At 68.0% G+C, this 24,199-nt stretch carries 22 protein-coding genes; 15 read left to right on the top strand and 7 right to left on the bottom strand.

Annotation, left to right across the window (positions count from 1 at the left end; all coding sequences use genetic code 11):
* Window positions 1–597 carry a methylamine dehydrogenase accessory protein MauD gene (gene mauD, locus ACP7AI_RS01780; RefSeq protein WP_426163406.1) on the bottom strand — a complete coding sequence of 199 codons (597 nt, stop codon included), beginning with the start codon at window positions 595–597 and terminating at the stop codon, window positions 1–3.
* A 1-nt stretch (window position 598) separates the two neighbouring features.
* Window positions 599–1,837 (bottom strand): amine dehydrogenase large subunit, encoded by a 1,239-nt coding sequence (locus ACP7AI_RS01785; protein WP_426163409.1) that lies wholly within the window; start codon window positions 1,835–1,837, stop codon window positions 599–601.
* Between the two features lie 224 nt (window positions 1,838–2,061).
* Here ACP7AI_RS01785 and ACP7AI_RS01790 point away from each other — a divergent pair, with 224 nt between their 5' ends.
* The 11 genes from ACP7AI_RS01790 to ACP7AI_RS01840 all read left to right on the top strand — a co-directional run bounded on the left by ACP7AI_RS01790 (window position 2,062) and on the right by ACP7AI_RS01840 (window position 14,419).
* The gene (locus ACP7AI_RS01790) at window positions 2,062–3,537 is read left to right on the top strand and encodes an agmatinase family protein (RefSeq protein WP_426163412.1); all 1,476 of its coding nucleotides are present in this window, start codon (window positions 2,062–2,064) and stop codon (window positions 3,535–3,537) included.
* Window positions 3,534–5,003, top strand: coding sequence for an agmatinase family protein (locus tag ACP7AI_RS01795; RefSeq protein WP_426163414.1), 1,470 nt, complete (start codon window positions 3,534–3,536; stop codon window positions 5,001–5,003). Before ACP7AI_RS01790 ends, ACP7AI_RS01795 begins: the two co-directional genes overlap by 4 nt.
* A gap of 61 nt (window positions 5,004–5,064) precedes the next feature.
* The gene (locus tag ACP7AI_RS01800; RefSeq protein ID WP_426163416.1) at window positions 5,065–5,922 is read left to right on the top strand and encodes an urease accessory protein UreD; all 858 of its coding nucleotides are present in this window, start codon (window positions 5,065–5,067) and stop codon (window positions 5,920–5,922) included.
* A 163-nt stretch (window positions 5,923–6,085) separates the two neighbouring features.
* Window positions 6,086–6,388, top strand: coding sequence for an urease subunit gamma (locus ACP7AI_RS01805; RefSeq protein ID WP_426163417.1), 303 nt, complete (start codon window positions 6,086–6,088; stop codon window positions 6,386–6,388).
* Window positions 6,385–6,690, top strand: coding sequence for an urease subunit beta (locus tag ACP7AI_RS01810; protein ID WP_426163419.1), 306 nt, complete (start codon window positions 6,385–6,387; stop codon window positions 6,688–6,690). Before ACP7AI_RS01805 ends, ACP7AI_RS01810 begins: the two co-directional genes overlap by 4 nt.
* The gene (gene ureC, locus ACP7AI_RS01815) at window positions 6,687–8,393 is read left to right on the top strand and encodes an urease subunit alpha (RefSeq protein ID WP_426163421.1); all 1,707 of its coding nucleotides are present in this window, start codon (window positions 6,687–6,689) and stop codon (window positions 8,391–8,393) included. Before ACP7AI_RS01810 ends, ureC begins: the two co-directional genes overlap by 4 nt.
* The gene (locus ACP7AI_RS01820) at window positions 8,393–8,878 is read left to right on the top strand and encodes an urease accessory protein UreE (RefSeq protein WP_426163424.1); all 486 of its coding nucleotides are present in this window, start codon (window positions 8,393–8,395) and stop codon (window positions 8,876–8,878) included. The genes ureC and ACP7AI_RS01820 overlap by 1 nt, the downstream gene beginning before the upstream one ends.
* The gene (locus tag ACP7AI_RS01825) at window positions 8,823–9,548 is read left to right on the top strand and encodes an urease accessory protein UreF (protein WP_426163426.1); all 726 of its coding nucleotides are present in this window, start codon (window positions 8,823–8,825) and stop codon (window positions 9,546–9,548) included. The genes ACP7AI_RS01820 and ACP7AI_RS01825 overlap by 56 nt, the downstream gene beginning before the upstream one ends.
* On the top strand, window positions 9,545–10,189 hold the full coding sequence (gene ureG, locus ACP7AI_RS01830; protein WP_426163428.1) for an urease accessory protein UreG: 645 nt from the start codon (window positions 9,545–9,547) through the stop codon (window positions 10,187–10,189). Before ACP7AI_RS01825 ends, ureG begins: the two co-directional genes overlap by 4 nt.
* On the top strand, window positions 10,186–13,521 hold the full coding sequence (locus ACP7AI_RS01835) for a hybrid sensor histidine kinase/response regulator (protein WP_426163431.1): 3,336 nt from the start codon (window positions 10,186–10,188) through the stop codon (window positions 13,519–13,521). The genes ureG and ACP7AI_RS01835 overlap by 4 nt, the downstream gene beginning before the upstream one ends.
* Entirely contained in the window at window positions 13,514–14,419 is a 906-nt protein-coding gene (locus ACP7AI_RS01840) for a response regulator (RefSeq protein WP_426163434.1), read from the top strand. Before ACP7AI_RS01835 ends, ACP7AI_RS01840 begins: the two co-directional genes overlap by 8 nt.
* A gap of 75 nt (window positions 14,420–14,494) precedes the next feature.
* Here ACP7AI_RS01840 and urtE read toward each other — a convergent pair whose 3' ends face one another.
* From urtE to urtA, 5 genes are all read right to left on the bottom strand, one after another.
* Window positions 14,495–15,208 (bottom strand): urea ABC transporter ATP-binding subunit UrtE, encoded by a 714-nt coding sequence (gene urtE, locus ACP7AI_RS01845; RefSeq protein WP_426163437.1) that lies wholly within the window; start codon window positions 15,206–15,208, stop codon window positions 14,495–14,497.
* The gene (gene urtD, locus ACP7AI_RS01850) at window positions 15,205–15,957 is read right to left on the bottom strand and encodes an urea ABC transporter ATP-binding protein UrtD (RefSeq protein WP_426163439.1); all 753 of its coding nucleotides are present in this window, start codon (window positions 15,955–15,957) and stop codon (window positions 15,205–15,207) included. The genes urtE and urtD overlap by 4 nt, the downstream gene beginning before the upstream one ends.
* The gene (urtC, locus tag ACP7AI_RS01855; RefSeq protein ID WP_426163442.1) at window positions 15,954–16,964 is read right to left on the bottom strand and encodes an urea ABC transporter permease subunit UrtC; all 1,011 of its coding nucleotides are present in this window, start codon (window positions 16,962–16,964) and stop codon (window positions 15,954–15,956) included. Before urtC ends, urtD begins: the two co-directional genes overlap by 4 nt.
* A complete protein-coding gene (gene urtB / locus ACP7AI_RS01860) occupies window positions 16,957–17,847 on the bottom strand; it encodes an urea ABC transporter permease subunit UrtB (protein WP_426163445.1) in 891 nt (296 codons plus the stop codon). Before urtB ends, urtC begins: the two co-directional genes overlap by 8 nt.
* A gap of 272 nt (window positions 17,848–18,119) precedes the next feature.
* Window positions 18,120–19,307, bottom strand: coding sequence for an urea ABC transporter substrate-binding protein (urtA, locus tag ACP7AI_RS01865; RefSeq protein ID WP_426163447.1), 1,188 nt, complete (start codon window positions 19,305–19,307; stop codon window positions 18,120–18,122).
* A 131-nt stretch (window positions 19,308–19,438) separates the two neighbouring features.
* On the opposite strand from urtA, the gene ACP7AI_RS01870 reads away from it, so the two are divergent.
* Genes ACP7AI_RS01870 through ACP7AI_RS01885 form a run of 4 tightly spaced genes read left to right on the top strand, consistent with a single transcriptional unit; the run spans window position 19,439 to window position 24,197 of the window.
* Window positions 19,439–20,884 carry an agmatinase family protein gene (locus ACP7AI_RS01870; protein ID WP_426163449.1) on the top strand — a complete coding sequence of 482 codons (1,446 nt, stop codon included), beginning with the start codon at window positions 19,439–19,441 and terminating at the stop codon, window positions 20,882–20,884.
* Entirely contained in the window at window positions 20,881–21,660 is a 780-nt protein-coding gene (locus tag ACP7AI_RS01875) for a peptidyl-prolyl cis-trans isomerase (protein ID WP_426163451.1), read from the top strand. The genes ACP7AI_RS01870 and ACP7AI_RS01875 overlap by 4 nt, the downstream gene beginning before the upstream one ends.
* A complete protein-coding gene (locus ACP7AI_RS01880) occupies window positions 21,638–22,630 on the top strand; it encodes a HupE/UreJ family protein (protein WP_426163453.1) in 993 nt (330 codons plus the stop codon). Before ACP7AI_RS01875 ends, ACP7AI_RS01880 begins: the two co-directional genes overlap by 23 nt.
* Window positions 22,623–24,197, top strand: a complete 1,575-nt coding sequence (locus ACP7AI_RS01885; protein ID WP_426163455.1) for a sulfotransferase — start codon at window positions 22,623–22,625, stop codon at window positions 24,195–24,197. Before ACP7AI_RS01880 ends, ACP7AI_RS01885 begins: the two co-directional genes overlap by 8 nt.
* Window positions 24,198–24,199: the final 2 nt, after the last annotated feature.

Raw genomic sequence — 24,199 nt, forward strand, 5'->3', positions numbered from 1 at the left:
TCATGCCGCGACCTTGCCATTGAGGCTTTTCAGATACGCCTGGGCCGATGAAAAGCCGGTTTCGTCGGCGATCATCAGGCTTTCGAGATGTTCCCGGCTGCTGACAAGGCCCTTGGACGCGATGATGCCGTCGGGCCGGATCAGCACGCCATAGGGCAATTTGCCGACATGGAAGGCAAGGCCGATGCTGGCGCTGTTGGCAAAGGGGGTGCCGCCGAGCTTGTAGCGGTCGACCATGGCGCGAATGGCGCTGTCTTCGCCGTCGCCGACGAAGACCAGGTCGAGGTTTTCGGCCGCCGCCACTGCCTTGGCCAGCGGCGCGACCTTCTTGCAGACGGGGCAGTCGGGGGCGACGAACATCAGCAGCGTGTTGCGCGCGCCCATATGGCCCGGCCCGATGGCCAGTGCGGCACCGTCGAGGGTGGTCGCGTGGACGTGCGGGGCCATGTCGCCGGCGCGCGGACCGGCATCGGTGACCAGCGCGCCCATCGGCGCGATGCGTTCGTGGAGCACGCCGACCTGGCGGGCCAGCGCCAGCACCGCGATTGCGAGCACGGCGACGACGATCCACAGCAGGAAGGTGGAGGCGATCAGCATGTCAGAAGCCCGTCACGGTGATGAGCCCGGAGCGGCCGAGGTCCTTCAGATTGCGCTCGATGCGGCCGGTTTCGGGGTCGATGACCCAGAACCAGCCTTCCTCCGACACCACATAAAGCTGGGGTCGGGCATCCTGGCTGACCCCGACGACGTAGCCATCGGTCGGCAGTTCGAAGCGGCGCAGTAGCGATTTGCCGGCGATGTCGAACACCCAGACCTCGCTGCCGCCCTGTTTCTGGGTCCAGTGCTTGCCGTTGTGCATCAGCGCGAACAGCCGGCCGCTGGCGGTGTGCAGCGCAAAGGGGTGGCGACCACCGGGGCGCCAGGTCTTGTGCTGGGGCGCCGTGGTGGCGGTACCGAGACCCGCGGCCTGCTGCAGCGACCAAGCGGGATCAAGCGTGGTGGTGGCGCCGAGCGTCGCCGGGTGGACCATGCCGGTATAGGTGATGAAAAGCGCCTTGCCGGTGTTGCGATCGACCAGGCTTTCTTCGAAAACCGGATCGGTTTCGGCGTTGAAGAACACCGGCGTGTGGGTGATGCTGCCCTTGCCGCGGCTGTCGAGCGCGACATTGGCGAGCGAACCATCGGCGCACAGCGCGGCGAAACCGGCGTCGCGATAGGGGAAAACCAGGCCGCAGCCGGGGGTTTCGACCTCCGACAGCAGCCTGTTTGTCTTCAGATCGACGACGACGACCGAGGGTGCCGGCTGCATGTTGAGCACATAACCGCGGTGGCCGCTGGCCGACAGGTTGAAATAGGGCACGCGGCCCGATGCGATCAGGCGCCCCGGCAGGGTGATTTCGGTCAGCAGCTTGAGCGTCGTGCCGTCATAGACCGACAGCAGATCCTGCCTGGTGCCGCGATTGATGCGGCTCCAGATCGATTCCGAGACGTAGAATCGGCTGTTGTCGGGGGCGGCGGCAAAGCCCGCGGCGGGCGCGGCGTTGACGGTGCCCTCGATCTTGGCGGTGTCGCCGTTGACGATGGTGATGCCGCCGCGGCGCGAGGCGACGAAAAGCCGGTGCGGGCCGGCCGGCGGCAGGGTGGCGATGTCGCTGGTCTCGCTCTCCAATATTGGGGCGCTGGTGGCGGTGGCAGGGGTCGGCGGCGGAGCGGCGGGGGCGGGCGGTACGACGGGCGGGGCGAATGTCGTCGGCGTGGCGGCCGGCTGGGCCGACAGCGGTGCCGCCAGCACCAGCGCGGTGACGAGAAACGGCAGATGCTGCGTGGCTGTCATCATCGGTCCAGACCTGCCCCCGGGCGTTCGCAACGTGACCGGCACGTCGAAACCTGTAGCAACGCTAGGGCGGCGTCAAACGCCGCGACCATAAGGCGTATGACGTAGCGGGCGTGGAAAGGCGCCTTACGCTGGCGAACACGGACTGTCGCCCTACGTCAAACGTCCATTTGTTGCACTGCGCGGGGTGGCGCACCTTTGCGGCAACAGGGTCGAGGGGCGACGGCATGGCGGGCAGATGGCGGCGGACGGTGGCGGCCATGGCGCTTGTGGGTGGCATGGCGGCCGCCCTGGCCAGTGCCGAGGTAGCGATTCCGCCCGAAATCGTCGCGAAAATCGGGCTTTTGACGCCGGCCGAGCGTGATTTCATGCTGTCCAAGGCAGCCGAGGCGATGGTTCCCAACCGTGCCGAGATGTACCGGCGCTGGGCCAACAAGACCCCGGAACAGGTCAAGGCCTATGTCCAGGCGATGATGCAGGTGGTGGAGGACAACAAGTTCCACGCCGGCACCGACATGGCATCGATCCCGCTCGACACGACGGTGCCGGGTTTCAACAGCTGGAAGACGCTGCGGCCGCAGGTGCTGGAGCCGAAGCGCGAGCCGGGACCGTTCAACCTGTCGCGTTATGCCCAGGGCCGCGGCGGCATCCCGACCTTCTTCAACCTGCCGGTGGCGATCACGCCCGAGGACCTGAAGGCCGGCGCCGTCGATATCGCCATGGTCGGCATCCCGCTCAACATGGGGTCGGGCACGCGCGGTGCGCAGCTGGGGCCGAACGCCATCCGCACCGTCGGGCGGCTGGGGCCCGGCAACGACATGTACACGATGGTGGCGGCCAACAAGGTGCTGAACATGGTCGATTACGGCGACATCGCCGTCGACCAGATGTCGACCGAACGGTCGATGGAGCATGTCCGCGAGGAGGTCCGCAAGATCGCCGCCACCGGGGCGCTGCCGTTCATCGTCGGCGGCGACCACAGCCTCGAATACTCCGACGTCGCCGGGCTGGCCGATGTCCATGGCAAGAACCGGGTCAGCGTCATCCATTTCGATTCCCACTACGACGCCGGGCGCGGCAACGCCCATCTGATCAGCCATGGCCAGCCGGTCTATCGCCTGCTGAAGGAGGGCCATGTCCGCGGCCGCGACTATATCCAGGTCGGCCTGCGCGCCCAGTCTCCCGACGAGGCGACCTTCGAATGGATGCGCGAGCAGGGTTTTCGCTATCACACCATGGTCGAGGTGGAAAAATCCGGCTGGGAAACGGTGATGAAGCGCGTGCTTGCCGAAGCCAGCGAGGACGGGCGCAAGATCTATATCTCGTTCGATATCGATGTGCTCGACCCGGTCTACATGTCCGGCACCGGCACGCCGGTATCGAACGGGCTGACGATGCGCGAGGTCGTGCCGATGATCCGCCGGCTGTGCAGCGAGACCAACCTTGTCGGGTTCGAGCTGGTCGAGCTCGATCCGACGATGGACCCGACCTATCAGTCGGCGCTCAATTCCAAGACCATCATCCATGCCTGCATGACCGGCGTCGCGATGCGCAAGCAGGGCAACAAGCCGCCGAAGTTCCTGAGCCCGTTGAGCTCGGAACACGGCCAGGACGGGCGCGATTTCAGCAAGCGGCCGGTGCCACCGGTCGACAAGAAGCCCGACGACAAGGACGCGAAGCCGGCACGGCGGGGGACCACATGAGCAGGCGGGGTGCAGCGTTCGGCGTGGTGCTGCTGGCGGGGATCGCCGGCGGCGCGATGGTGATGGCGGAGGACAAGAAGGTCGAGGTGCCGGCCTGGCTGGCACCCAAGATCGCCGGGCTGCCGGCGGCGAAGCGGGAGTTCCTGCTGTCCGACAAGATCACCAACTTCGCGGCGCGCCACGACCTGCTGTTCAAGCGATTCCTGGACAAGAGCCCGGCGGAGATCGAGGCCTATGTCGACGGCATGATGCAGATGACCGAGGACTTCAAGTTCAAGGCCGGGCGCGACATGGGCATGATCCCGCTCGATACCGGCGACGAGCGCTTCAACGCCTGGAAGACCAAGCGCCCGCAATCGATGAACCCGAAGCGCGAGCCGGGGCCGATCTATCTCGACCGCTACATCGGCCGCTGGGAAACCGGCATCAAGACCTTTGCCAATGCGCCCGTCGCCATCACCCCCGAGGACCTGGTGGCCGGCAAGGTCGATGTCGCCATTGTCGGCGCGCCGCTCGACATGGGTTCGGGTTATCGCGGGGCCAAGGCGGGGCCGGCGGCGATGCGCGCCACCTATGGCGCCGGCGGCATCGACATGTACACGATGGTCGACCCGTCGGACGAGCTCAACATCGTCGATTACGGCGACATCGCCGTCGACAACATGTCGACCGAGCGCACCATGGGTCATGTCCGCGAGGAGGTCGCGGCGATCGCCCGGACCGGCGCCATCCCGTTCATCGTCGGCGGCGACCATAGCCTTGAGTATTCCGACGTCGCCGGCCTTGCCGATGTCCATGGCAAGGGCAGTTTCGGCGTCGTCCATTTCGACAGCCATTACGACGCCGGCAAGGGCGGCGAGCATTTCATCACCCATGGCCAGCCGGTGTATCGCACGGTCAAGGAAGGCCATGTGCTGGGGAAGAACTACATCCAGGTCGGGCTGCGCGGGCCGTGGCCGGGGCCGGAAGGGTTCGAATGGATGCGCGACAACGGGGTGCGCTACCACGCCATGCCCGAGGTTGAGAAATCGGGCTGGAACGTCGTCATGGAGCGGGCAGTCAAGGAGGCGAAGGAGACCGGCAAGAAGATGTATGTCAGCTTCGATGTCGACGTGCTCGACCCGGCGTTCGTGACCGGCACGGGCACGCCGGTGCCGGGCGGCCTGACGATGCGCGAGGCGATCCCGATCGTGCGCCGGCTGTGCGCGGAGACCGACATCATCGGCTTCGAAATCGTCGAGGTCGCGCCGCAGCTGGACGTGTCGTACCGGACGCCGCTGAACGCCAATTTCATCATGCACGCCTGCCTGACCGGGATCGCGATGCGCAAGAAGGGCCTGACCCAGGCGCATTACCTGAGCGACGTGACCACCGAGCATGGCGCCGACACGCCGGCAGGCCGGAAACGCTACAAGCCCGAAGTGCCGGTGAAGGACGTGACGGTTTCAAAGCCCAAGCCGAACTGAGTCTGCCCTACGTCATTTACCCCATGTTGACCCGGGGCCGGCTGACGCCAATCCTGTAGGCATGCGGGTGGAACCATATGCAGCGATGGCGCCGGGCGGGGGCACCCAGCGCCACCAGCGCGTCGATGGCGCGGCGCGGCTGGCGTGCGGCCCGGCGGGTGTCGCCGACCTGTACCAGCGCGCACCATGCCGGCTGCTGTTCCCCGATGTCGAACCCGGCGAGCCGTTGCAGGCGGTGTCGATCACCACGACCGGCGGGCTGACCGGCGGCGACCGCATCCGGGTCGAACTGGCGGTGGCGGCCGGGGCGGCGGCGACGCTGACGACCCAGGCGGCCGAGCGGCTGTACCGCGTGCTGCCCGGCGACGCCGATATCCGGATCGAGACGGCGGTGACGGTCGGCGCCGGCGGCTGGGCGGAATGGCTGGCGCAGGAGGCGATCCTGTTCGACGCGACGCGCGCGCGGCGCAGTTTCGACGCCGAGGTGGCGCCGACGGGGCGGCTGTTGGCGGTCGAAAGCCTGGTGTTCGGGCGGACGGCGATGGGCGAGACGCTGCGGTCGGGCCGCATCCACGACAGCTGGCGCATTCGCCGCGACGGCCGGCTGGTCTGGGTCGATGCGCTGCGGCTGGAGGGGGATATCGCGGCGCAGATGGCGGCGCCGTTCGGGTTCGGGGACGCGTGTTCGTCGGCGACACTGCTGTATGTCGGGACGGATGCGGAGGCGCATCTCGAACTGGCGCGGATACTGGTGGCGGGATGCGAAGGGGGCGCGACGAGTTTCGACGGGCTGTTGGTGGTGCGGCTGTTGTCGGCGGATGCGGCGGCGCTGCGGCGGACGGTGATGCGGCTGGTGGCGGGGCTGCGCGCGGCGGCGGGGGGCTATGCCGCGGCGATGCCGAATGTGTGGCATTGCTGATGATGAAATGCGACGCCCCGGCTTCCTCTCCTGCCTGCGGGAGAGGCGACACGCGCACCAGCGCGGCGGGTGAGGGTGTCCCCCAGCTTCGGCGCGAACGAACACCCTTACCCGGGCCGGCTTCGCCGTCTCTCGCCTCTCCCGCAAGCGGGAGAGGAAAAACATGAACCTGACCCCGCGCGAGAAGGACAAGCTGCTCGTCGCCATGGCGGCGATCGTGGCGCGCAGGCGGCTGGAGCGTGGCGTGAAACTCAACCACCCCGAGGCGGTGGCATTGATCGCCGATCATGTCGTCGAAGGGGCGCGCGATGGCGTGCGCGTGGCGGAGCTGATGGCCAGCGGTGGCCATGTGCTGACCCGCGACCAGGTCATGCCCGGGGTCGCGGAGATGATCGAGAGCGTCCAGGTCGAGGCGACGTTTCCCGACGGCACCAAGCTCGTCACCGTGCACCGGCCGATAAGGTGATTCCGGGCGAGATCATCACCGCCCCGGGCGACATCGTGCTCAACGCCGGGCGGCCGGTGACGGTGCTCAGCGTTGCCAACACCGGCGACCGGCCGATCCAGGTCGGCAGCCATTTCCATTTTGCCGAGACCAACACGGCGCTGGCCTTCGATCGAGTCGCGGCACGGGGGCAGCGGCTCGACATTGCCGCCGGCACCGCCATCCGCTTCGAGCCCGGGCAGACGCGAGACGTGGCGCTGATCCCCTATGGCGGCGACCGCATCGTCTGGGGCTTTCGCGGGCAGATCGGCGGACCGCTGTGAGTGTCACCGTCACCCGCCGCGCCTATGCCGGCATGTTCGGGCCGACCACCGGCGACCGCATCCGGCTCGCCGATTCCAGCCTGCTGATCGAGATCGAGGCCGACCGCACGTTTTATGGCGAGGAGGTCAAGTTCGGCGGCGGCAAGGTCATCCGCGACGGCATGGGGCAGAGCCAGCGCAGCCGCGCCGAGGGCGCCGTAGACACCGTCATCACCAACGCCGTGATCCTCGACCATTGGGGGATCATCAAGGCCGATATCGGCATCACCGCCGGGCGGATCAGCCATATCGGCAAGGCCGGCAACCCCGATGTGCAATCGGGCGTCGACATCATCATCGGGCCCGGCACCGACGTCATTGCCGCCGAAGGCAAGATCGTCACCGCCGGCGCCATCGACGCCCATGTCCATTTCATCTGCCCGCAGCAGGTCGAGGAGGCGCTGTGCGCGGGCGTCACCACCATCATCGGCGGCGGTACCGGGCCGTCGCACGGCACGCTGGCGACGACCTGCACGCCCGGGCCCTGGCATATCGGCCGGATGCTGCAGGCGCTGGAAATGCTGCCGATGAACTTCGGCGTGTCGGCGAAGGGCAATGCCAGCCGGCCGGCGGCGCTGGAGGAGATGGTCCGCGCCGGGGCGGCGGTGCTGAAGCTGCACGAGGATTGGGGGACGACGCCGGCGTCGATCGACAATTGCCTGTCGGTCGCCGATGCCCATGACGTGCAGGTGACGCTGCATAGCGACACGCTCAACGAAAGCGGTTTCGTCGAGGACACCATCGCTGCCTTCAAGGGCCGGACGATCCACAGTTTCCACACCGAAGGCGCCGGCGGCGGCCATGCGCCCGACATCATCCGGCTGGCGTCGCTGCCCAATGTGCTGCCGTCGTCGACCAATCCGACGCGGCCCTATACCGTCAACACGCTCGACGAGCATCTCGACATGCTGATGGTCTGCCATCACCTCGACCCGCGCATCGCCGAGGATGTGGCGTTCGCCGAAAGCCGGATCAGGAAGGAGACGATCGCGGCGGAGGACATCCTCCACGATCTCGGCGCCTTTTCGATGATGTCGTCGGACAGCCAGGCGATGGGGCGGGTGGGGGAAACGATCATCCGGTGCTGGCAGACGGCCGACAAGATGAAGCAGCAGCGTGGGCCCCTGGCCGGCGACGGTGCGGCCGATAATCTGCGCGCCCGGCGCTATGTCGCCAAATACACCATCAACCCGGCGATCGCGCATGGCCTGTCGGCGCATGTCGGGTCGGTGGCGGTGGGCAAGCTCGCCGACCTGGTGGTGTGGTCGCCGGCCTTTTTTGCGGTGAAGCCCGACCTCGTCATCAAGGGCGGCAGCATCGCCATGGCGCCGATGGGCGACCCCAATGCCAGCATCCCGACGCCGCAGCCGGTGCATTATCGCCCGATGTGGGGCGGCATGGGGCGATCGGGAACGCTGTCATCGCTGCTGTTCGTCAGCGCGGCGTCGCTGGACGACGGCATGCCGCATGCGCTCGGCCTGTCGCGGCAATGCGTGGCGGTGACGGGGACGCGCGGCATCGGCAAGGCCGACATGGTGCTCAACGACGCGCTGCCCGACATTGCGGTCGATCCGGAGACCTACGAAGTGCGCGCCGATGGCGAATTGCTGACCTGCGAACCGGCGAGCGAGCTCGCCTTCGCGCAACGTTATTTCCTGTTCTGATGCTGCGCGCCACATCCGTGCTGCCGGCGGGGCATTGGCGCGATGCGGTGGATCGTGTCGTCCTCGATCATGCCGCGCGGCATCGGCGGCGGTTTCATTACCATGCCGAGGGCGGGCTACCGTTCCTGCTCGACCTGCCGCGGGCGCGGGTGCTCGCCGATGGCGACGGCCTGGTGCTGGAGGATGGCCGGGTGGTCGCCGTGGTCGCTGCCGCCGAACCGCTTATCGAGGTGACGGCTGCCGATGGCGCGGCGCTGCTGGCGATCGCCTGGCATATCGGCAACCGGCATCTGCCCGCGGCGCTGCTGGGCAATGCCATTCGGCTGCGCGCCGATCATGTCATTGCCGACATGCTGCGCGGGCTGGGCGGCACGGTCACCGCCATCACGGCGCCTTTCAACCCCGAGACCGGCGCCTATGCCGGCGGGTATGGCGATCATCATCACCATCATGACGACGCTCATGGGCATGACCATGATCACTGATCGCGGGCTTGCGGCGCTGCTGGCCTGGACCTCGCCCAGCTATCCGGTCGGGGCGTTCAGCTACAGCCATGGCCTGGAGGCGGCGGTCGAGGCCGGCGATGTCCATGATCGCGCGACATTGGTCGATTACGTCGGCGCAGTGATCGCGCGCGGCGGCGGCTGGGCCGATCTCGTCGTCTTCGCGCATGGCTGGCGGGCGGCGCGGGACCCCGTGGCGTTCGATGCGGTCAGCGATTTTGCCACGGCGTTTCGCGGTTCTTCGGAAACCGCGCTCGAAAGCCGGCAGATGGGGTCGAGCTTCCTTCTCGTCACGCGCAAGGCCTGGCCGCACCCGGGCCTCGATGCCTTTGCGGCGCGTCTCGCCGGCCGCCCTGTCAGCCATGCCGCCGCCGGGGCGCTTGCTTGTGCGCTGCACGATGTGCCGCTGGGGGCGGCGCTCATTGCCTGGGGGCATGGCACGGCGGCCAATCTGGTGTCCGCCGGGGTGCGGCTGGTGCCGCTCGGGCAGACCGACGGCCAGCTGGCGACGGCGGCCCTGATGCCGGTGGTCGAGGCGGCGACGGCGCGCGCCCAGGTGACCGAGCTGGACGATCTCGGCACGGCGGCGCCGCAGCTCGAGCTGGCGTCGCTGGCGCATGAAGTCCAATATTCGAGGCTATTCCGGTCATGAGCGAACATGGTCCCGTCCGCATCGGCATTGGCGGCCCCGTCGGCAGCGGCAAGACCGCGCTGACCGACCGGCTCTGCAAGGCCCTGCGCGAGCACTACAATGTCGCCGCCATCACCAACGATATCTACACTCGCGAGGACGCCGAATTCCTGACCCGGTCCGGCGCGCTGGCGCCCGATCGTATCATGGGCGTCGAAACCGGCGGCTGCCCGCACACCGCCATCCGCGAGGACGCCAGCATCAACCTCGCCGCCGTCGACACGATGAACGCGCGGCATCCGGGGCTCGACATCATCTTCATCGAAAGCGGCGGCGACAATCTGGCGGCGACCTTCAGCCCCGAACTCGCCGACATCACCATCTATGTCATCGACGTGTCGGCGGGCGACAAGATTCCGCGCAAGGGCGGCCCCGGCATCACGCGATCCGACCTGCTGGTCATCAACAAGATCGACCTGGCGCCGCTGGTCGGCGCCGATCTCGGCGTCATGGACCGCGATGCGCGCAAGATGCGAGGTGAGCGACCGGTCCTGTTTTCCAATCTCAAGGTCAATCACGGCCTCGATGGCGTCATCGCCTTCCTCGTCGGCGCCGCCGGGTTGCCGGCGCGCCCGATACCGCCGCAGGCCGTGCCCGGATGACCGCGTCCACCGTCGCCGGCACGCGCCGCTACAACAAATGGGTCGCCGATCCGACGCTGGAGGATTACGCCCTGCGCTTCACGCCGGCGAGGGCACGGATATGGTCGACGGGCCGCATCGCCTCGACGGCGTTCGGCGCCGCGAGTTTTCTTGCCTGCGAGGCGATCGGCGCGACGATCACCCTGGCCTATGGCTTTTCCAACGCCGTCGCCGCGATCATCGCCGCGATGCTGCTGCTGTTCCTGGTCGGGTTACCGATCGCCTGGCATGCGGCGCGCGCCGGGCTCGATGTCGATCTGCTGACCCGCGGCGCCGGTTTCGGCTATATCGGCTCGACGATCACCTCGCTGATCTATGCCAGCTTCACCTTCCTGCTGTTCGCCATCGAAGCGAGCATCCTGTCGATGGCGCTGCAACTGCTGCTCGGCATCCCGATCGCGATAGCCCACATCATTTCGTCGCTGATCGTCATCCCGATCGCGCTCTATGGCATGCGCGCCATCACGCGATTCCAGGCCTGGACCCAGCCGGTCTGGCTGGTGCTGCAGCTGGCGCCTTTGGTCTATGTGCTGGCGGTCGGCGGGCCGACGATGGCGCGCTGGCTCGACTGGCCGGGGCTGCGCGGCGCCGCCGATGGTTCGGTCGACCTGCTGCTGTTCGGGCTGGCGCTGTCGACCCTGCTTTCGCTGCTGCCGCAGATCGGGGAGCAGGCCGATTACCTGCGATTCCTGCCGGCACGCACCCGCGGGAACCGCGGCCGCTGGTGGGGGGCGCTGCTGCTCGGCGGACCGGGCTGGGTGATCATCGGCGGTGCCAAGCTGCTGCTCGGCTCGTACCTGGCGCGGCTGGTCATCGATCATGGCGGCAATGCGCTGCAGGCCTCGGCACCGCCAGACATGTTCCTCGCCGTGTTCAACGACATGGTCGGCTCGCCTGGGCTGGCGATGCTGTTGACCGGTATCCTCGTTGTTACCGCGCAGATGAAGATCAACGTCACCAATGCCTATGCCGGCAGCATCGCCTGGTCGAACTTCTTTTCGCGATTGAGCCACGCGCATCCCGGCCGGGTCGTCTGGCTGGTGTTCAACGTGCTGCTGGCGCTGCTGCTGATGGAGATCGGCATTTTTGCCGTCATCGAGAATATCCTGACGCTTTATGCCAACCTCGCCGCCGGCTGGATCGGGGCGCTGGTCGCCGATCTCGTCATCTCCAAGCCGCTCGGCCTGTCGCCGCCGCTGATCGAGTTCAAGCGCGCCCGGCTGTACGACATCAACCCCGTCGGCGTCGGCGCCATGCTGCTGTCGATCATCGTGTCGACCGCGGCGCTGGTCGGCGTGTTCGGGCCGCTGGCGCAGGCGTTTTCACCGCTGCTCGGCCTGTCGGTGGCCTTTGTCGCGGCGCCGGCGATCGCGCTGGCCACCCGCGGCCGCTATTACATCGCCCGCGACGCCGATCTGCCGGCGGGCGCCGGCGATCTTGCTTGCGTCTTGTGCGGCAACCGTTTCGAACGGCCCGACATGGCGCATTGTCCGCTCCACAGCGGCAGCATCTGTTCGCTATGCTGCACGCTGGAGGCGCGGTGCCACGACATGTGCAAGGACGGCAGCAGTTTCGGCGAGCAGGCGACACGGCTGCTGCAGCACCTGCTGCCGCGGCCGCTGGCGCGTTATGCCGACACGACGACCGGGCATTTCATCGGGGTGATGACGCTGTTCACCGCGATCAGCGCTGGCCTGCTGTTCCTGATCGGCATCCAGTATGCCGCCGCCGCGCCCGCCGAGCGCGCAGCCATCATGACGACATTATGGGTGGTGTTCTTTGCGCTGGCCATCCTGTCGGGCATCGCCGCCTGGCTGCTGGTGCTGGCGCACGAGAGCCGCCGCGCCGCCGAGGCCGAAAGCCAGCGCCACACCGCCATGCTGATGGACGAGATCGCGGCCCACAAGCGCACCGACGTGGCGCTGGAAAAGGCCCGTGACGCCGCCGAGGCCGCCAATCTGGCCAAGAGCCGTTATCTGGTCGGGGTCAGCCACGAGATCCGGTCGCCGCTCAACGCCATCTATGGTTATGCCCAGTTGCTCGAGCGCGAAGGCACGATCGATCCCGAGGAAGCCGGCCGCGTCATCCGGCGGTCGTCGGAGCATCTGACCAACATCGTCGACGGCCTGCTCGATATCAGCCGCATCGAGAGCGGCGTGCTGAAGCTCAGTCGCGACATCGTGCCGCTGCCGGCATTCCTCGAACAGATCGCCGACATGTTCCGCATGCAGGCGCAGGAAAAGGGCATCGCCTTTCATTACGAGCCGCCGCCGAACCTGCCGGCGTTCGTGCGCACCGATGAAAAACGCTTGCGCCAGATCCTGATCAACCTGCTGTCGAACGCCGTCAAATACACCGCCGAGGGCCAGGCCGGGCTGGCGGTGCGCTATCGCGGACTGGTGGCCGAATTCGAGGTGTCGGACACCGGCGTCGGTATCGCGCCCGGCGACCTGGAGCGCATCTTCGAGCCGTTCGAGCGCGGCAGCGCCACCAATGGCCAGCCCGGCACCGGCCTCGGCCTCGCCATCACGCGGGTGCTGGCCCAGGTCATGGGCGGCGACGTGGCGGTGCGCAGTTCACCCGGGATCGGCAGCCGCTTCACGCTGCGGCTGATGCTCGCCGCGCCGGGTGAGGCGCCGCCGGCGACGACACGGTTGCGGCCGGTGTCGGGCTATGCCGGCCCGCGGCGGACGATATTGGTGATCGACGACGACCCCTATCAACTGGCGGTGCTGCAGGGCCTGCTGCGGCCGCTGGGCTTCACCGTCTATGCGGCGTCGACCGGCGCCGCCGGCCTGGACCTCGCGGCGCGCTGCGATCCCGATCTGGTGCTGCTCGACATCCAGATGCCGGGACTGAGCGGCTGGGACGTGGCGGCGCAGTTGCGGGCACGTTTCGGCGAGCGGCCGAGCATCGTCATGGTGTCGGCCAATGCCCATGAATTCGCCGCCGGCGGCGATGGCCGCGCCGATCACGACGGTTTCGTGCTGAAGCCGGTGGAGCTGGAGACTCTGCTCGATGTCGTCGCCACCCGGCTCGGGCTGGTCTGGGATGAAAGCCTGCCCGTCGCTGCCACGCCGCTGCCGCCGGCGGCGCCGCTGGCGGGCGCCGGCAGCCAGATCGCCGAGCTGCGCCGGTTGGGGCAGCTCGGCCATGTCCGCGGCATCGAGACGGGCCTTGCCGCGCTCGAACGCGATTTCCCCGACAGCCAGGCCCTGGTGGCGCAGTTGCGCGACAAGGTGCGGGCGTTCGACCTGAAGGCGTATCTGAAGTTGCTCGAAATCCATGGCTAGCCAGCCTGCCACCATCCTCGTCGTCGACGACACGCCGGAAAGCCTGCGGTTCGTCACCGCCACGCTCGAAAAGGCCGGGATGACCGTGCTGATCGCGGGCGACGGCGCCGCCGCGCTGCAATCGCTGGAACTCGCCGGCGAACGGTCGTTGCCCGACCTTGTCATCATGGATGCGATGATGCCGGTGATGGACGGGTTCGAGACGACGCGGCGCATCAAGGCCGATCCGCGTTTTGCCCGGCTGCCGGTGATCTTCATGACCGGCCTGACGGAAACCGAGCATGTCGTGCGCGGGCTGGAGGCCGGCGGCGTCGATTATGTGACCAAGCCGATCGTTGTCGAGGAGCTGCTGGCGCGGATCCGGGTCCATCTCGGCAATGCGCGGGTGTCGTCGGGCAGCCAGGCGGCGCTTGATGAAAGCGGCCGGCCGCTGCTGGCGGTGGATGGTGCCGGGCGGCTGTTGTGGGCGACGCCGCGCAGCATTGCGATGCTGGCGCGGCTGTTCCCGCCAGAGGGCTTGCCGGCGCCGGCGCTGGCCGCCGCGCTGGCGCGCCATGTCGGCAGCGACGGGCAGGGGGTGGTGCGGCATGACCTGGAAGATGGCCGGCTGGAACTGACGTTGCTGACGCGGAACGGCAGCGACGAATGGCTGTTTCGCCTGGCGGAAATCCGCGAGGGCGCCGAGGAACGGCTGCTCGCGGCGAAGCATGGCCTGACCGAGCGCGAGGCGGAGGTGTTGCTGTGGATCAGCCGCGGCAAGGCCAATCGCGAGATCAGCGAAATATTGGGGATCTCGCCGCGCACGGTGAACAAGCACCTGGAACAGGTGTTCGAGAAGATGGGCATCGAGAACCGGGCGTCGGCGGCGGCGGCGGCGGTGAAGACGCTGACGCAGTAGGGCCGGGAAGGCGCCGGCGTGGCGTGATTGGTGGTTTATGGGCCCCAGCCTTCGCCGGGGTGACGGATCGCGTTGCTAGATCCGCACCAGGTGCGCGACATCGGCGGCGCCGTCGCTGGCGGTGTCGCCCCGCCGGACGATGCGGCCGCCGTCCATCACCGCATAATGATCGGCAAAGGACCAGGCGAAATCGAGATATTGTTCGATGAGGATGATGGTCAGGCCCATGTCGGCGCGGACCTGCAGCAGCGCCGCCTCGATCATCTGGACGACGTTGGGCTGCACGCCTTCGGTGGGTTCGTCGAGCAGCAGCAGCCGCGGCGCGCCGGCCAGCGCGCGGCCGATGGCGAGCTGCTGCTGTTCGCCGCCGGACAGGAGCCCGCCCTTGCGCTGGCGAATGGCGGCGAGCTTGGGGAACAAATCGTAGATATGGTCGGGGACGCCGGCGCCGGCCTTGCCGCGGGGGCCCAGCGCCATCAGGCCGGTTTCGAGGTTTTCGGCGACGGTCAGCTGCGGAAAGATGTGGCGGCCCTGCGGCACATAACCGATGCCGGCGCGGGCGCGGCGCTGCGGCGGCAGCGTGCCGATGTCCCGCCCGTCGAGGCGGATCGTGCCGGCATCGAGCGGCTGGATGCCCATGATGGTGCGCAGCAGCGTCGTCTTGCCGACGCCGTTGCGGCCGATGAGGGCGGTGACGCTGCCCGGCGCCAGCTGCAGGTCGATGTCCCACAGCACCTGCGCCGCGCCATAGCCCGCGGCGACGCCGGACAGGGCGAGGAGGGGAATCACGCCGCCCGCCCCAGATAGACGTCGGCCACGCGCGCGTCGCCGCGCACCTCGGCGACGCTGCCCTGCATCAGGAAACGGCCCTGGTGCATGACCGTCACCCGCGCCGCCAGCTGTTCGACAAAGCTCATGTCGTGGTCGATGACGATGATGCTGTGGTCGCCGGCGAGGCCGCGGATCAGGTCGGCGGTGCGGCTGGTTTCGGCAAGGCCCATGCCGGCGGTGGGTTCATCAAGCAGCAGCAATTCGGCATCGGTGGCGACGACCATGCCGATTTCGAGCCATTGTTTCTCGCCATGCGCCAGCGTGCCGGCGATGGCGCCGCGGCGATCGCCGAGCCCGATGCGGTCGAGGATATCAGCGACCCGCGCCGCCTCGGCGGCCGGCTGACCGAAACCGAACGATGCCCACAGCCGCTTCGACCGGGCCGCGGCGATGCCGAGATTGTCGGCGACGGTGAGCGTCGGCAGCACGCCGGGGGCCTGGAACTTGCGGCAGATGCCCAGCCCGGCGATGCGGTGCACCGGCAGCCGTGAAATGTTCTGGCCGCGGAACAGCACGCGGCCGTCGGACGGGCGCACCCGGCCGATGATCGTGTCGCACAGGGTCGATTTGCCGGCGCCGTTTGGGCCGATGACGACGCGCAGTTCGCCCTTGTCGAGGGTCAGTGAAAAGCCGTCGAGCGCCTTGAAGCCGTCATAGTCGACGGTGACGCCATCGACGGCGAGCAGCAGGTCGCCGACCGCGGTCATGCGCGTTTCCTCAAGCCCGCAAGGCCACCGGGCAGCAGCGTGACGACGAGGATGAATAGCGCGCCGAGCGCATAGGGCCAGAGATCGGGAAAGGCGCTGCTGACCTTGTCGCGAGCGAAATTGACGGCGACAGTGCCGAGGATGGCGCCGGCGAGGCTGAGCCGGCCGCCGATCGCCACCCAGATCACCATCTCGATCGACGGCACCACGCCGACCAGCGCCGGCGAGATCACACCGGCGTGGAGGGTGAACAGCGCGCCGGCGACGCCTGCCAGCCCGCCGGCGACGGCAAAGGCGACGACCTTGTAGGCGGCGGCGTCATGGCCGAGGTAGCGCACCCGGTTTTCGCCGTCGCGGACGGCGCGCAACATGGTGCCGAAGCGCGAGGCGAGCAGCAGCGTCACCAGCGCCCAGCCGACGCCGAGGCAGGCGAGGGTGAGCCAGTAGAGCCAGCGGCCGGCGCCGGGATCATTGAGATCCAGACCCATGACGCCGGAAAAATCGGTGAGGCCGTTGAAGCCGCCGGTCAGGTCCTGCTGGCTGACCAGCAGCGTCGCGAAGGCCAGCGCCAGCGCCTGGGTGATCAGCGAGAAATAGGTGCCGCTGACGCCGCGCGCGAACACCGCCCGGGCGAACAGCGCCGCCACCAGCGCCGGCACGGCGACGATGGCGATGATGGCGACGGCGGGGTGGGCGAACGGCGACCACCACCAGGGCAGGACCTCGACGCCGCTGAGCATCATGAATTCGGGGACTTCGCCCGGGGCAAGGCCGGCGAGCTTCATGTGCATGGCAAGGGCGTAGCCGCCGAGGCCGAAGAACACGCCCTGGCCGAGGCTGAGGATGCCGCCATGGCCCCAGGTCAGCACCAGGCCCAGTGCGAGAAGGGCGAGCGCGAGGAAGCGGGCGAGAAGGTTGAGGTCATAGCCCGACAGCAGCCAAGGCGCGGCGGCGGCAAGCACCAGCAGCAGCGCGGCCATGCCGAACGGGCGCGCGAGGTCACGCATCGAGCGACCGCGAGCGGCTGGCGACGACGCCCTGCGGGCGGACCTGGATGAACAGGATGACGAAGACCAGCAGGATGACCTGCGCCAGGCTGACATCGACGACGAGCTGCGATAGCGCGACGACCAGCCCGAGGATGAGCGCCGCGGCGACGGTGCCGGTGATCGAGCCGAGGCCGCCCATGACGACGACGAGGAAGGCCGGCACGATATAGGACTGGCCGACGGTCGGCGTCACCGGCCCGAGCAGCGCCAGCACGACGCCGGCCAGCCCGGCGATGCCGGTGCCGAGCGAGAAGACGATGAGGTCGATGCGGTTGACGTCGATGCCGGTGGCGGCGGCCATCATCCGGTCCTGGTTGACGGCGCGGACGAGCAGCCCGATGCGGGTGCGCGCCAGCAGCAGCGCCAGCCCGCCGAGCACCAAGGCTGCGACGGCGAGGATGAACAGGCGGGTGTAGGGCAGCGACGCGCCGCCGATGGCGACGGCGCCATCGAGCCAGGCCGGCGCCGTGACCTCCACGCCGATGGCGCCGAACAGGCTGCGCGCCGCCTGCTGCAGCACGAGGCTGACGCCCCATGTCGCCAGCAGCGTGTCGAGCGGCCGGGCGGCGAGGCGGGCGATCAGCGTCGTGTGCAGCAGCGCGCCGAAGATCGCGGCACCGACGAAGGCCACCGGCAGCGCCGCGATGATGCCCCAGGGGCCGGGGACGACCTGCAGCGTGCCCCAGGCGAGATAGCCGCCGAGCATTAGCATTTCGCCATGCGCCATGTTGATGACCCGCATCAGCCCGAAGCTGAGCGCCAGGCCGAGCGCCGCGAGCAGGTAGAGCGAGCCGACCGAGAAGCCGTTGAAGATCTGGCCGAGGAGAAGGGCGGGGTCCACCCGCCCTAGGGTCCATACTCAATAAGAATGGGTGTCGGGACGACCCAGAGAAGCCCGGCAGGAGTGAGCGAGTGCAGCCAGATAGCATCGCTATCTGGCAATCGAGCGAGCGCTCTGCCGGGCTTCTCTGGGTCGCGCTGCGCGTGTTCCGGAGAGGCGAAATGGCGTCGTTGGCCGACCTCGCCGGGGGGCGAAGCCCCGCCAGCGGTCGTCCGCCTAGCCATTTCGCCTCTCCGGAACATCACGACGCCCATTCTTATTAAGTACGGACCCTAGGCCGGCTTGCAGCTTTTCCCCGGGAACGCCAGCGCGTCATAGGGTTCCGGATTGATCATGCCCGGCGACTGCGAGACGATCTTGAACTGGCCGTCGGGCTGCAACTGGCCGACATACGCGCGCTGCACCAGGCTCTGGTTCGGTGCCAGCTTGACGGGGCCCATCGGCGACGGGATGGCGGCCAGCGTCACCGCCGCCTTGCGCACCTTGCTGGGGTCGAAGCTGCCGGCCTTTTCGACCGCGGCCTTCCACAGCCAGACGTTGACATAGCCGTGCACCATCGGATCGGTGATCGCGGCTTTCGCCCCGTACTTGGCCTTGTAGGCGGCGACGAAGGCCTTGTTCTCCGGCGTCTGCAGGCTCTGGAAATAATTCCACACTGCATAGCTGCCGTTGACCAGCGCCGGCCCCATGGCCTGGGCCTCCTGCTCGGCGATGCTGAAGCTCATCACCGGCAGCTTGGCGGATGTCAGCCCGGCGGCGGCCATCTGCTTGAAGAACGCGACGTTGCTGTCACCGTTCAGCGTCGAGAACACGATGTCGGGCTTGGCGGCGCGCAGCTTGGCGATGACGGCGCTGAAATCGGTACCGCCGAGCGGCACGTAATCCTCGCCGGCGACGGTCATCTTGCCGGCGGCGATGCGTTTCTTGAGGATCAGGTTGGCGGTGCGCGGGAACACATAGTCCGAACCGACCAGGAAGTATTTCTTGTGGCCCTTGGCCGTCGCCCAGGTCAGCGCCGGCACGATCTGCTGGTTGGGCTGGGCGCCGGTGTAGATGATGCTGGGCGAGCATTCATTGCCCTCGAACTGCACCGGGTACCAGAGCAGGCCGGCGTTGCGCTGGAACACCGGCAGCATCGCCTTGCGGCTGGCCGAGGTCCAGCCGCCGAAGACGGTGACGACGCCGCCCTGCTGGATCAGCTTGCCGGCTTTTTGCGCGAACGTCGCCGGGTCCGACGCGCCATCCTCGACAACGGCCTGGAGCTGGCGGCCGAGCACGCCGCCCTTGGCGTTGATTTCGGCGATCGCCAGCAGCTCGGCGTTCTTCACCGTCACTTCGCTGATCGCCATCGTGCCGGTGAGCGATTGCAGCACGCCGACCTTGACGGGCGGCCCTGCGGCAATGGCCGGGGCGGTGGCGAGCAAGCCGGCGAGCGACAGAAAGCGACCAGCGAAAGCCATGGCGAATTGCCCCTCGAAACAAGCTGTTTCGATGCTTAGAGATCGCCCCGTCGCAGCGGTTATGCGTTATTTGACGTAGGTCTTGCGCGTCCGGCCAAGGTGTATTCAACTGGCGCCGGAGGGGACAAGCAATGGGGCTGAACAGAGTGCGGCGCGGCATCGCCGGGGCGGCATTGCTGGCCGCATCGTCGGCCGCGCTGGTGCTGGCCGCGGCGCCGGTGACGGTGCCCGACTGGCTGGCGCCCAAGATCGCCGCGCTGCCCAAGGCCAAGCGCGATTTCCTGATGTCGGACGGGACCGGCAGCTTTGCGGCGCGCAAGGAGCTACTGTTCAGGCGTTTCGAAACCAAGACGCCGGCGGAGATCGAGGCCTATATCGACGGCATGATGGCGGTGGTCGAGGACCGCAAGTTTCGCGCCGGCCGCGACGCGCCGAACATCCCGCTCGACACCACCGACGAGGGCTTCAACGCCTGGCGGACATTGCGGCCGTCGTCGCTCGACACGCCACGCACGGCGGGGCCGATCAACCTCAACCGCTACATGACCGCCGGGCCGAAACAGGGCATCCCGACGTTCTTCAACCTGCCGGTCGCGCTGACCCCGGCTGATTTGAAGGCGGGCAAGGTCGATGCTGCGATCATGGGCATCGGGCTCGACATGGGGTCGGGCTATCGCGGCGCCGCCTATGGGCCGCGCGCCGTGCGGGTCGGCGAAGTCTACAAGGGCCAGTTCCCGGTGACGCCGGAGAACATGCACGTCATGGTGTCGCCGTTCGTCGAGCTGAACGTCGTCGATTATGCCGATGTCGCCGTCGACCCGATGTCGACCGAGCGCAGCCTCGAGCATATCCGCCAGCAGGTCGCCGCCGTCGCGCGCACCGGTGCCATCCCGATCATCGTCGGCGGCGACCATTCGCTGATGTATCCCGATGCCGCGGCGATGGCCGATGTCTATGGCAAGGGCAAGGTCGGCGTCGTCCATTTCGACGCGCATTTCGATGCCCAGCAGGGCGGTGAGCATCTGATGAGCCATGGCCAGCCGGTGTATCGGCTGTTCAAGGAAGGCCATATCGCCGGCAAGAACTTCATCCAGGTCGGGCTGCGTGGCTATTGGCCCGACGCCAAGAGCTTTCAATGGATGCGCGAGCAGGGTTTCCGCTATCACCCGATGGCCGAAGTCGAAAAGACCGACTGGAAGACGGTCATGGACCGCGCCGTCCGCGAGGCGCGCGACGGGCCGGAAAAGATCTTCATCAGCTTCGATGTCGATGTCCTCGATCCGGCCTTCATGCCCGGCACCGGCACGCCCGAACCCGGCGGGCTGACGATGCGCGAGGCGCTGCCGATCGTGCGCCGGCTGTGCGCCGAGACCAATGTCGTCGGCTTCGAGCTGGTCGAGACCAATCCGCTGGTCGACCCCGGCTATACCAGCGCGCTCAATGCCAACCGCATCATCCGCGAATGCCTGACCGGGCTCGCCATGCGCAAGCGCGGACTGACCGGGGAACATTATATCAGCCCGCTGACCACCGACCATGGCCTGCCGCCCTATCCGGTCCGCAAGCCGACCACATGAGCCGGTTGCTGCGTGATCCGCTGGTCGTCTTCATCGCCGTCGCGGCGCTGCTGTTCGGCGCCTATTGGGCGCTCGGTCGGCGCGACAATGCGATCATCGTGTCGACGGCGACCGCCGACAGCCTGGCGGAAAACTATCAGCTGATGACCGGGCGCGTGCCCGATGCCGCCGCGCGCAGGAAGCTGGTCGACGATTATGTCACCGACGAGATCCTGTTTCGCGAAGCGGTGTCGCGCGGCATGCACCTGACCGACCGCACGACGCGGGCGCGGCTGGTCGACCGGCTGCGTTTCCTGATCGCCGGCGCGCCCGACACGCCGGCGGAGGCCGACCTGCTCGATTTCTATTCGGAACATGGGGAGCTGTACCGGGCCGAGCCGCAGATCAGCCTGCGCCAGGTCTATTTCACCCGCATGCCCGAGGCGCCGGCTGCGATCCTGGCGGCGCTCAACCGCGGCGACCGCATCGACGGCGATGATTTCTGGATGGGGCGCAGCTTCCCCGATTACGGCGAATCGATGCTGCGCGGCATGTTCGGGCAACCGATCCTCGAGGCGGCGCGCAAGGCGGCGCCCGGCACCTGGATCGGGCCGCTGCCGAGCCCGCGTGGGGTGCACTTCATCCTTGTCGAGCGTCGCAATCCGCCCCGGCTGATGCGCTATACCGATGTCCGCGACCAGGTGCGGCAGGACATGATGGCGGCTGAAACCGCCGGCGCAGTCGCCAGCGCGGTGCGCAAGATGGAAGCGAAATATGACGTTGATATCGAGGGTTAGTGCCTTTGCGCTGCTGGTGCTGGCGGTGCTGCTGGCGATCGGCACGCCGGCCCGCGCCGATGTCTTCAGCCTGGGCGAATACAGCTTCCAGCCCGGCAAGGAACCCGGCACCTATGAGCTGGTCGCCAGCCTGCCCGATGCGCTGGTCACCGGCCGCGCCGTCACCTGGCCCACCGGCTGCACCCAGATCGATGCCAGCCGCCAGGTCCAGGCCGGGCGCGCCCGCCTGTCCTATGCGATCCGCTGCGACCGCGAGCTCGGCCGCGACGATGCCATCGTGACGCCCTGGGCCGTCGATGGCGTCAGCTATGCCGCGGCGGCGGGCGGCACGACCCAGTTGCAGGCGAGCGATGCCGGCGTCGTGCTGCCGGTCGGTGTGACAGCGGCGACGGCGCGCGCCTTCCTCGCTGTGGCGCGCGATTTCCTGGGGCAGGGCTTTCTCCACATCCTCGCCGGCTGGGATCACCTGGCATTTGTCATGTGCCTGTGCCTGCTCACCCGCGGGCGGACTTTGCTGATGCTGGTGACCGTGTTCACCGTCGGCCATTCGCTGTCGCTGGCACTGGCGTTTTTCGATGTCATCCATGTCCCGGTGCCGCCGGTGGAGGCGGTGATCGCGCTGTCGATCGCCTTCATGGCGCGCGAGGCGTTGCTGTCCGACGGGCGTGAAGATGATGCGATGCGGCGGCGCTACATGGTCGTCGTCGGCGCTTTCGGCCTGCTGCATGGCCTGGGCTTTGCCACCGCCTTGGGCGAAGTCGGCGTTCCCGACGGCGAGCGGCTGCCGGGGCTGGTGTTCTTCAACATCGGGGTCGAGCTCGGCCAACTGGCGTTCGTCGCCGGCATGATGGGGCTGGTGGCGCTGGCGCGGGCGGTCGGGCAGGGCGCCGCCTTTCGCCAGGTTGCGCTGTACGGCGCCGGCATCATCGGCTGTTTCTGGCTGATCGAGCGGACCAGCAGCTTTGCGTGATCCCCGTATCGCGGTGGCGCGCGCCGCCATCGGCCGCGGCGAGGCCGATACCGCCCGGCAGATCGGGCTGGCGCTGGCGGACGCGTCGGCGGACGCCGATGCCGCCGAGGGCCTGTTCCTGGCCGGCATCGCCGATGCGATGGAGGGCCGGGTCTCGGCTGCGGCAGACGGCATCGCAGCGGCCATCGATCGCCACCCGACGGCGCTCTACCATGCCCAGCTGGCGCGGCTGCTCAGCATGCTGCTCCGCGATGGCGAGGCCGGTGCCGCTGCGCTGGCGGCCGAAGCACTGGGGCCGACCGATGCGCTGACTTATGACACCATCGGCTGCGTCCAGGCCCGGCTGGGCGATCACGAGGCGGCGCTGCGCAGCTTCACGCCGGCGGTGGCGCTCGAGCCCGACAATATCCAGTTCCGCACCAATCTGGCGCTGGCGCTGGGCTTTGTCGGCCGGGTCGAGGACGCCGCAGAGCAGTATGAAGCGATCCTCGCGCGCGAGCCGGCGAATGGCCAGGCGCATTTCTCGCTCGCCGGCCTCGCCAAGGCGACGCCGGCCGCCAATCATGTCGAGCGGATGGAGGCGGTGCTGGCGCGGGGCGTCGCCGACGATGACGCGCTGCGGATCCGCTATGCCGCGGCCAAGGAATATGAGGACCTGGGGCAGGCGGCGCCAGCGTTCCGCCATCTGGATGCTGCCAATCGCGCCCACAAGGCCCGCAGCGGTTATGATTTCGCCCGGGATGCGGCGATCTTCGATGCCATCGAGCAGGGGTTTCGCGATCCCGATTACCTGGCAGGGCCGGGCCATGATGGCGCCGACCCGATCTTCATCGTCGGCATGCCGCGCACGGGCACGACGCTCGTCGATCGCATCCTGTCGTCGCATGCGATGGTGCACAGCGCTGGCGAGTTGCAGGCGATGCCGGTCGCGCTGAAGATGCTGGCGGGTACCAAATCCCGCGTGGTGCTCGATCCGGCGACGGTCTTTGCCATCGGTGAACTGGCACCCGACGATGTCGGTGTTGCCTATGCGGCGCGGGCCGATCTGCACCGCCGCCGCCCCGACGGGCGCTTCATCGACAAGCTGCCGACCAATTTCTTCAACATCGGCGCGATTGCGCGCGCGTTGCCCAGGGCCAGCATTGTCTGCCTGCGCCGCCACCCGATGGATACGGTCTGGAGCAATTACAAGCATCTGTTCGCCACGACGTCAGCCTTTTATGCGTACAGCCACGATCTGATGGACACCGCCCGCTATTTCGCCCGCTTCGATCGGCTGATAGCCTATTGGGCGGCGCTGTTTCCGGGCCGCATCCTGCAATTGTCGTACGAGCAGTTGGTCGCCGACCAGGAGGGCGAGAGCCGGCGCCTGTTTGCGCATTGCGGGCTCGACTGGACGCCGACTGCCCTCGATTTCCACACCAACACCGCCGCGGTGGCGACGCCGAGCGCTGCGCAGGTACGCCGGCCGATGTACAAGGATTCGGTGGCACGCTGGCGGGCGCATGAGGAAGCGATGGCGCCGGTGGCGGCGTATTTTGCCGAGGCCGGGATCGCGATCGACTGACC

This window comes from Sandarakinorhabdus sp. DWP1-3-1 (assembly GCF_049896705.1).
Classification (GTDB): Bacteria; Pseudomonadota; Alphaproteobacteria; order Sphingomonadales; family Sphingomonadaceae; genus Sandarakinorhabdus.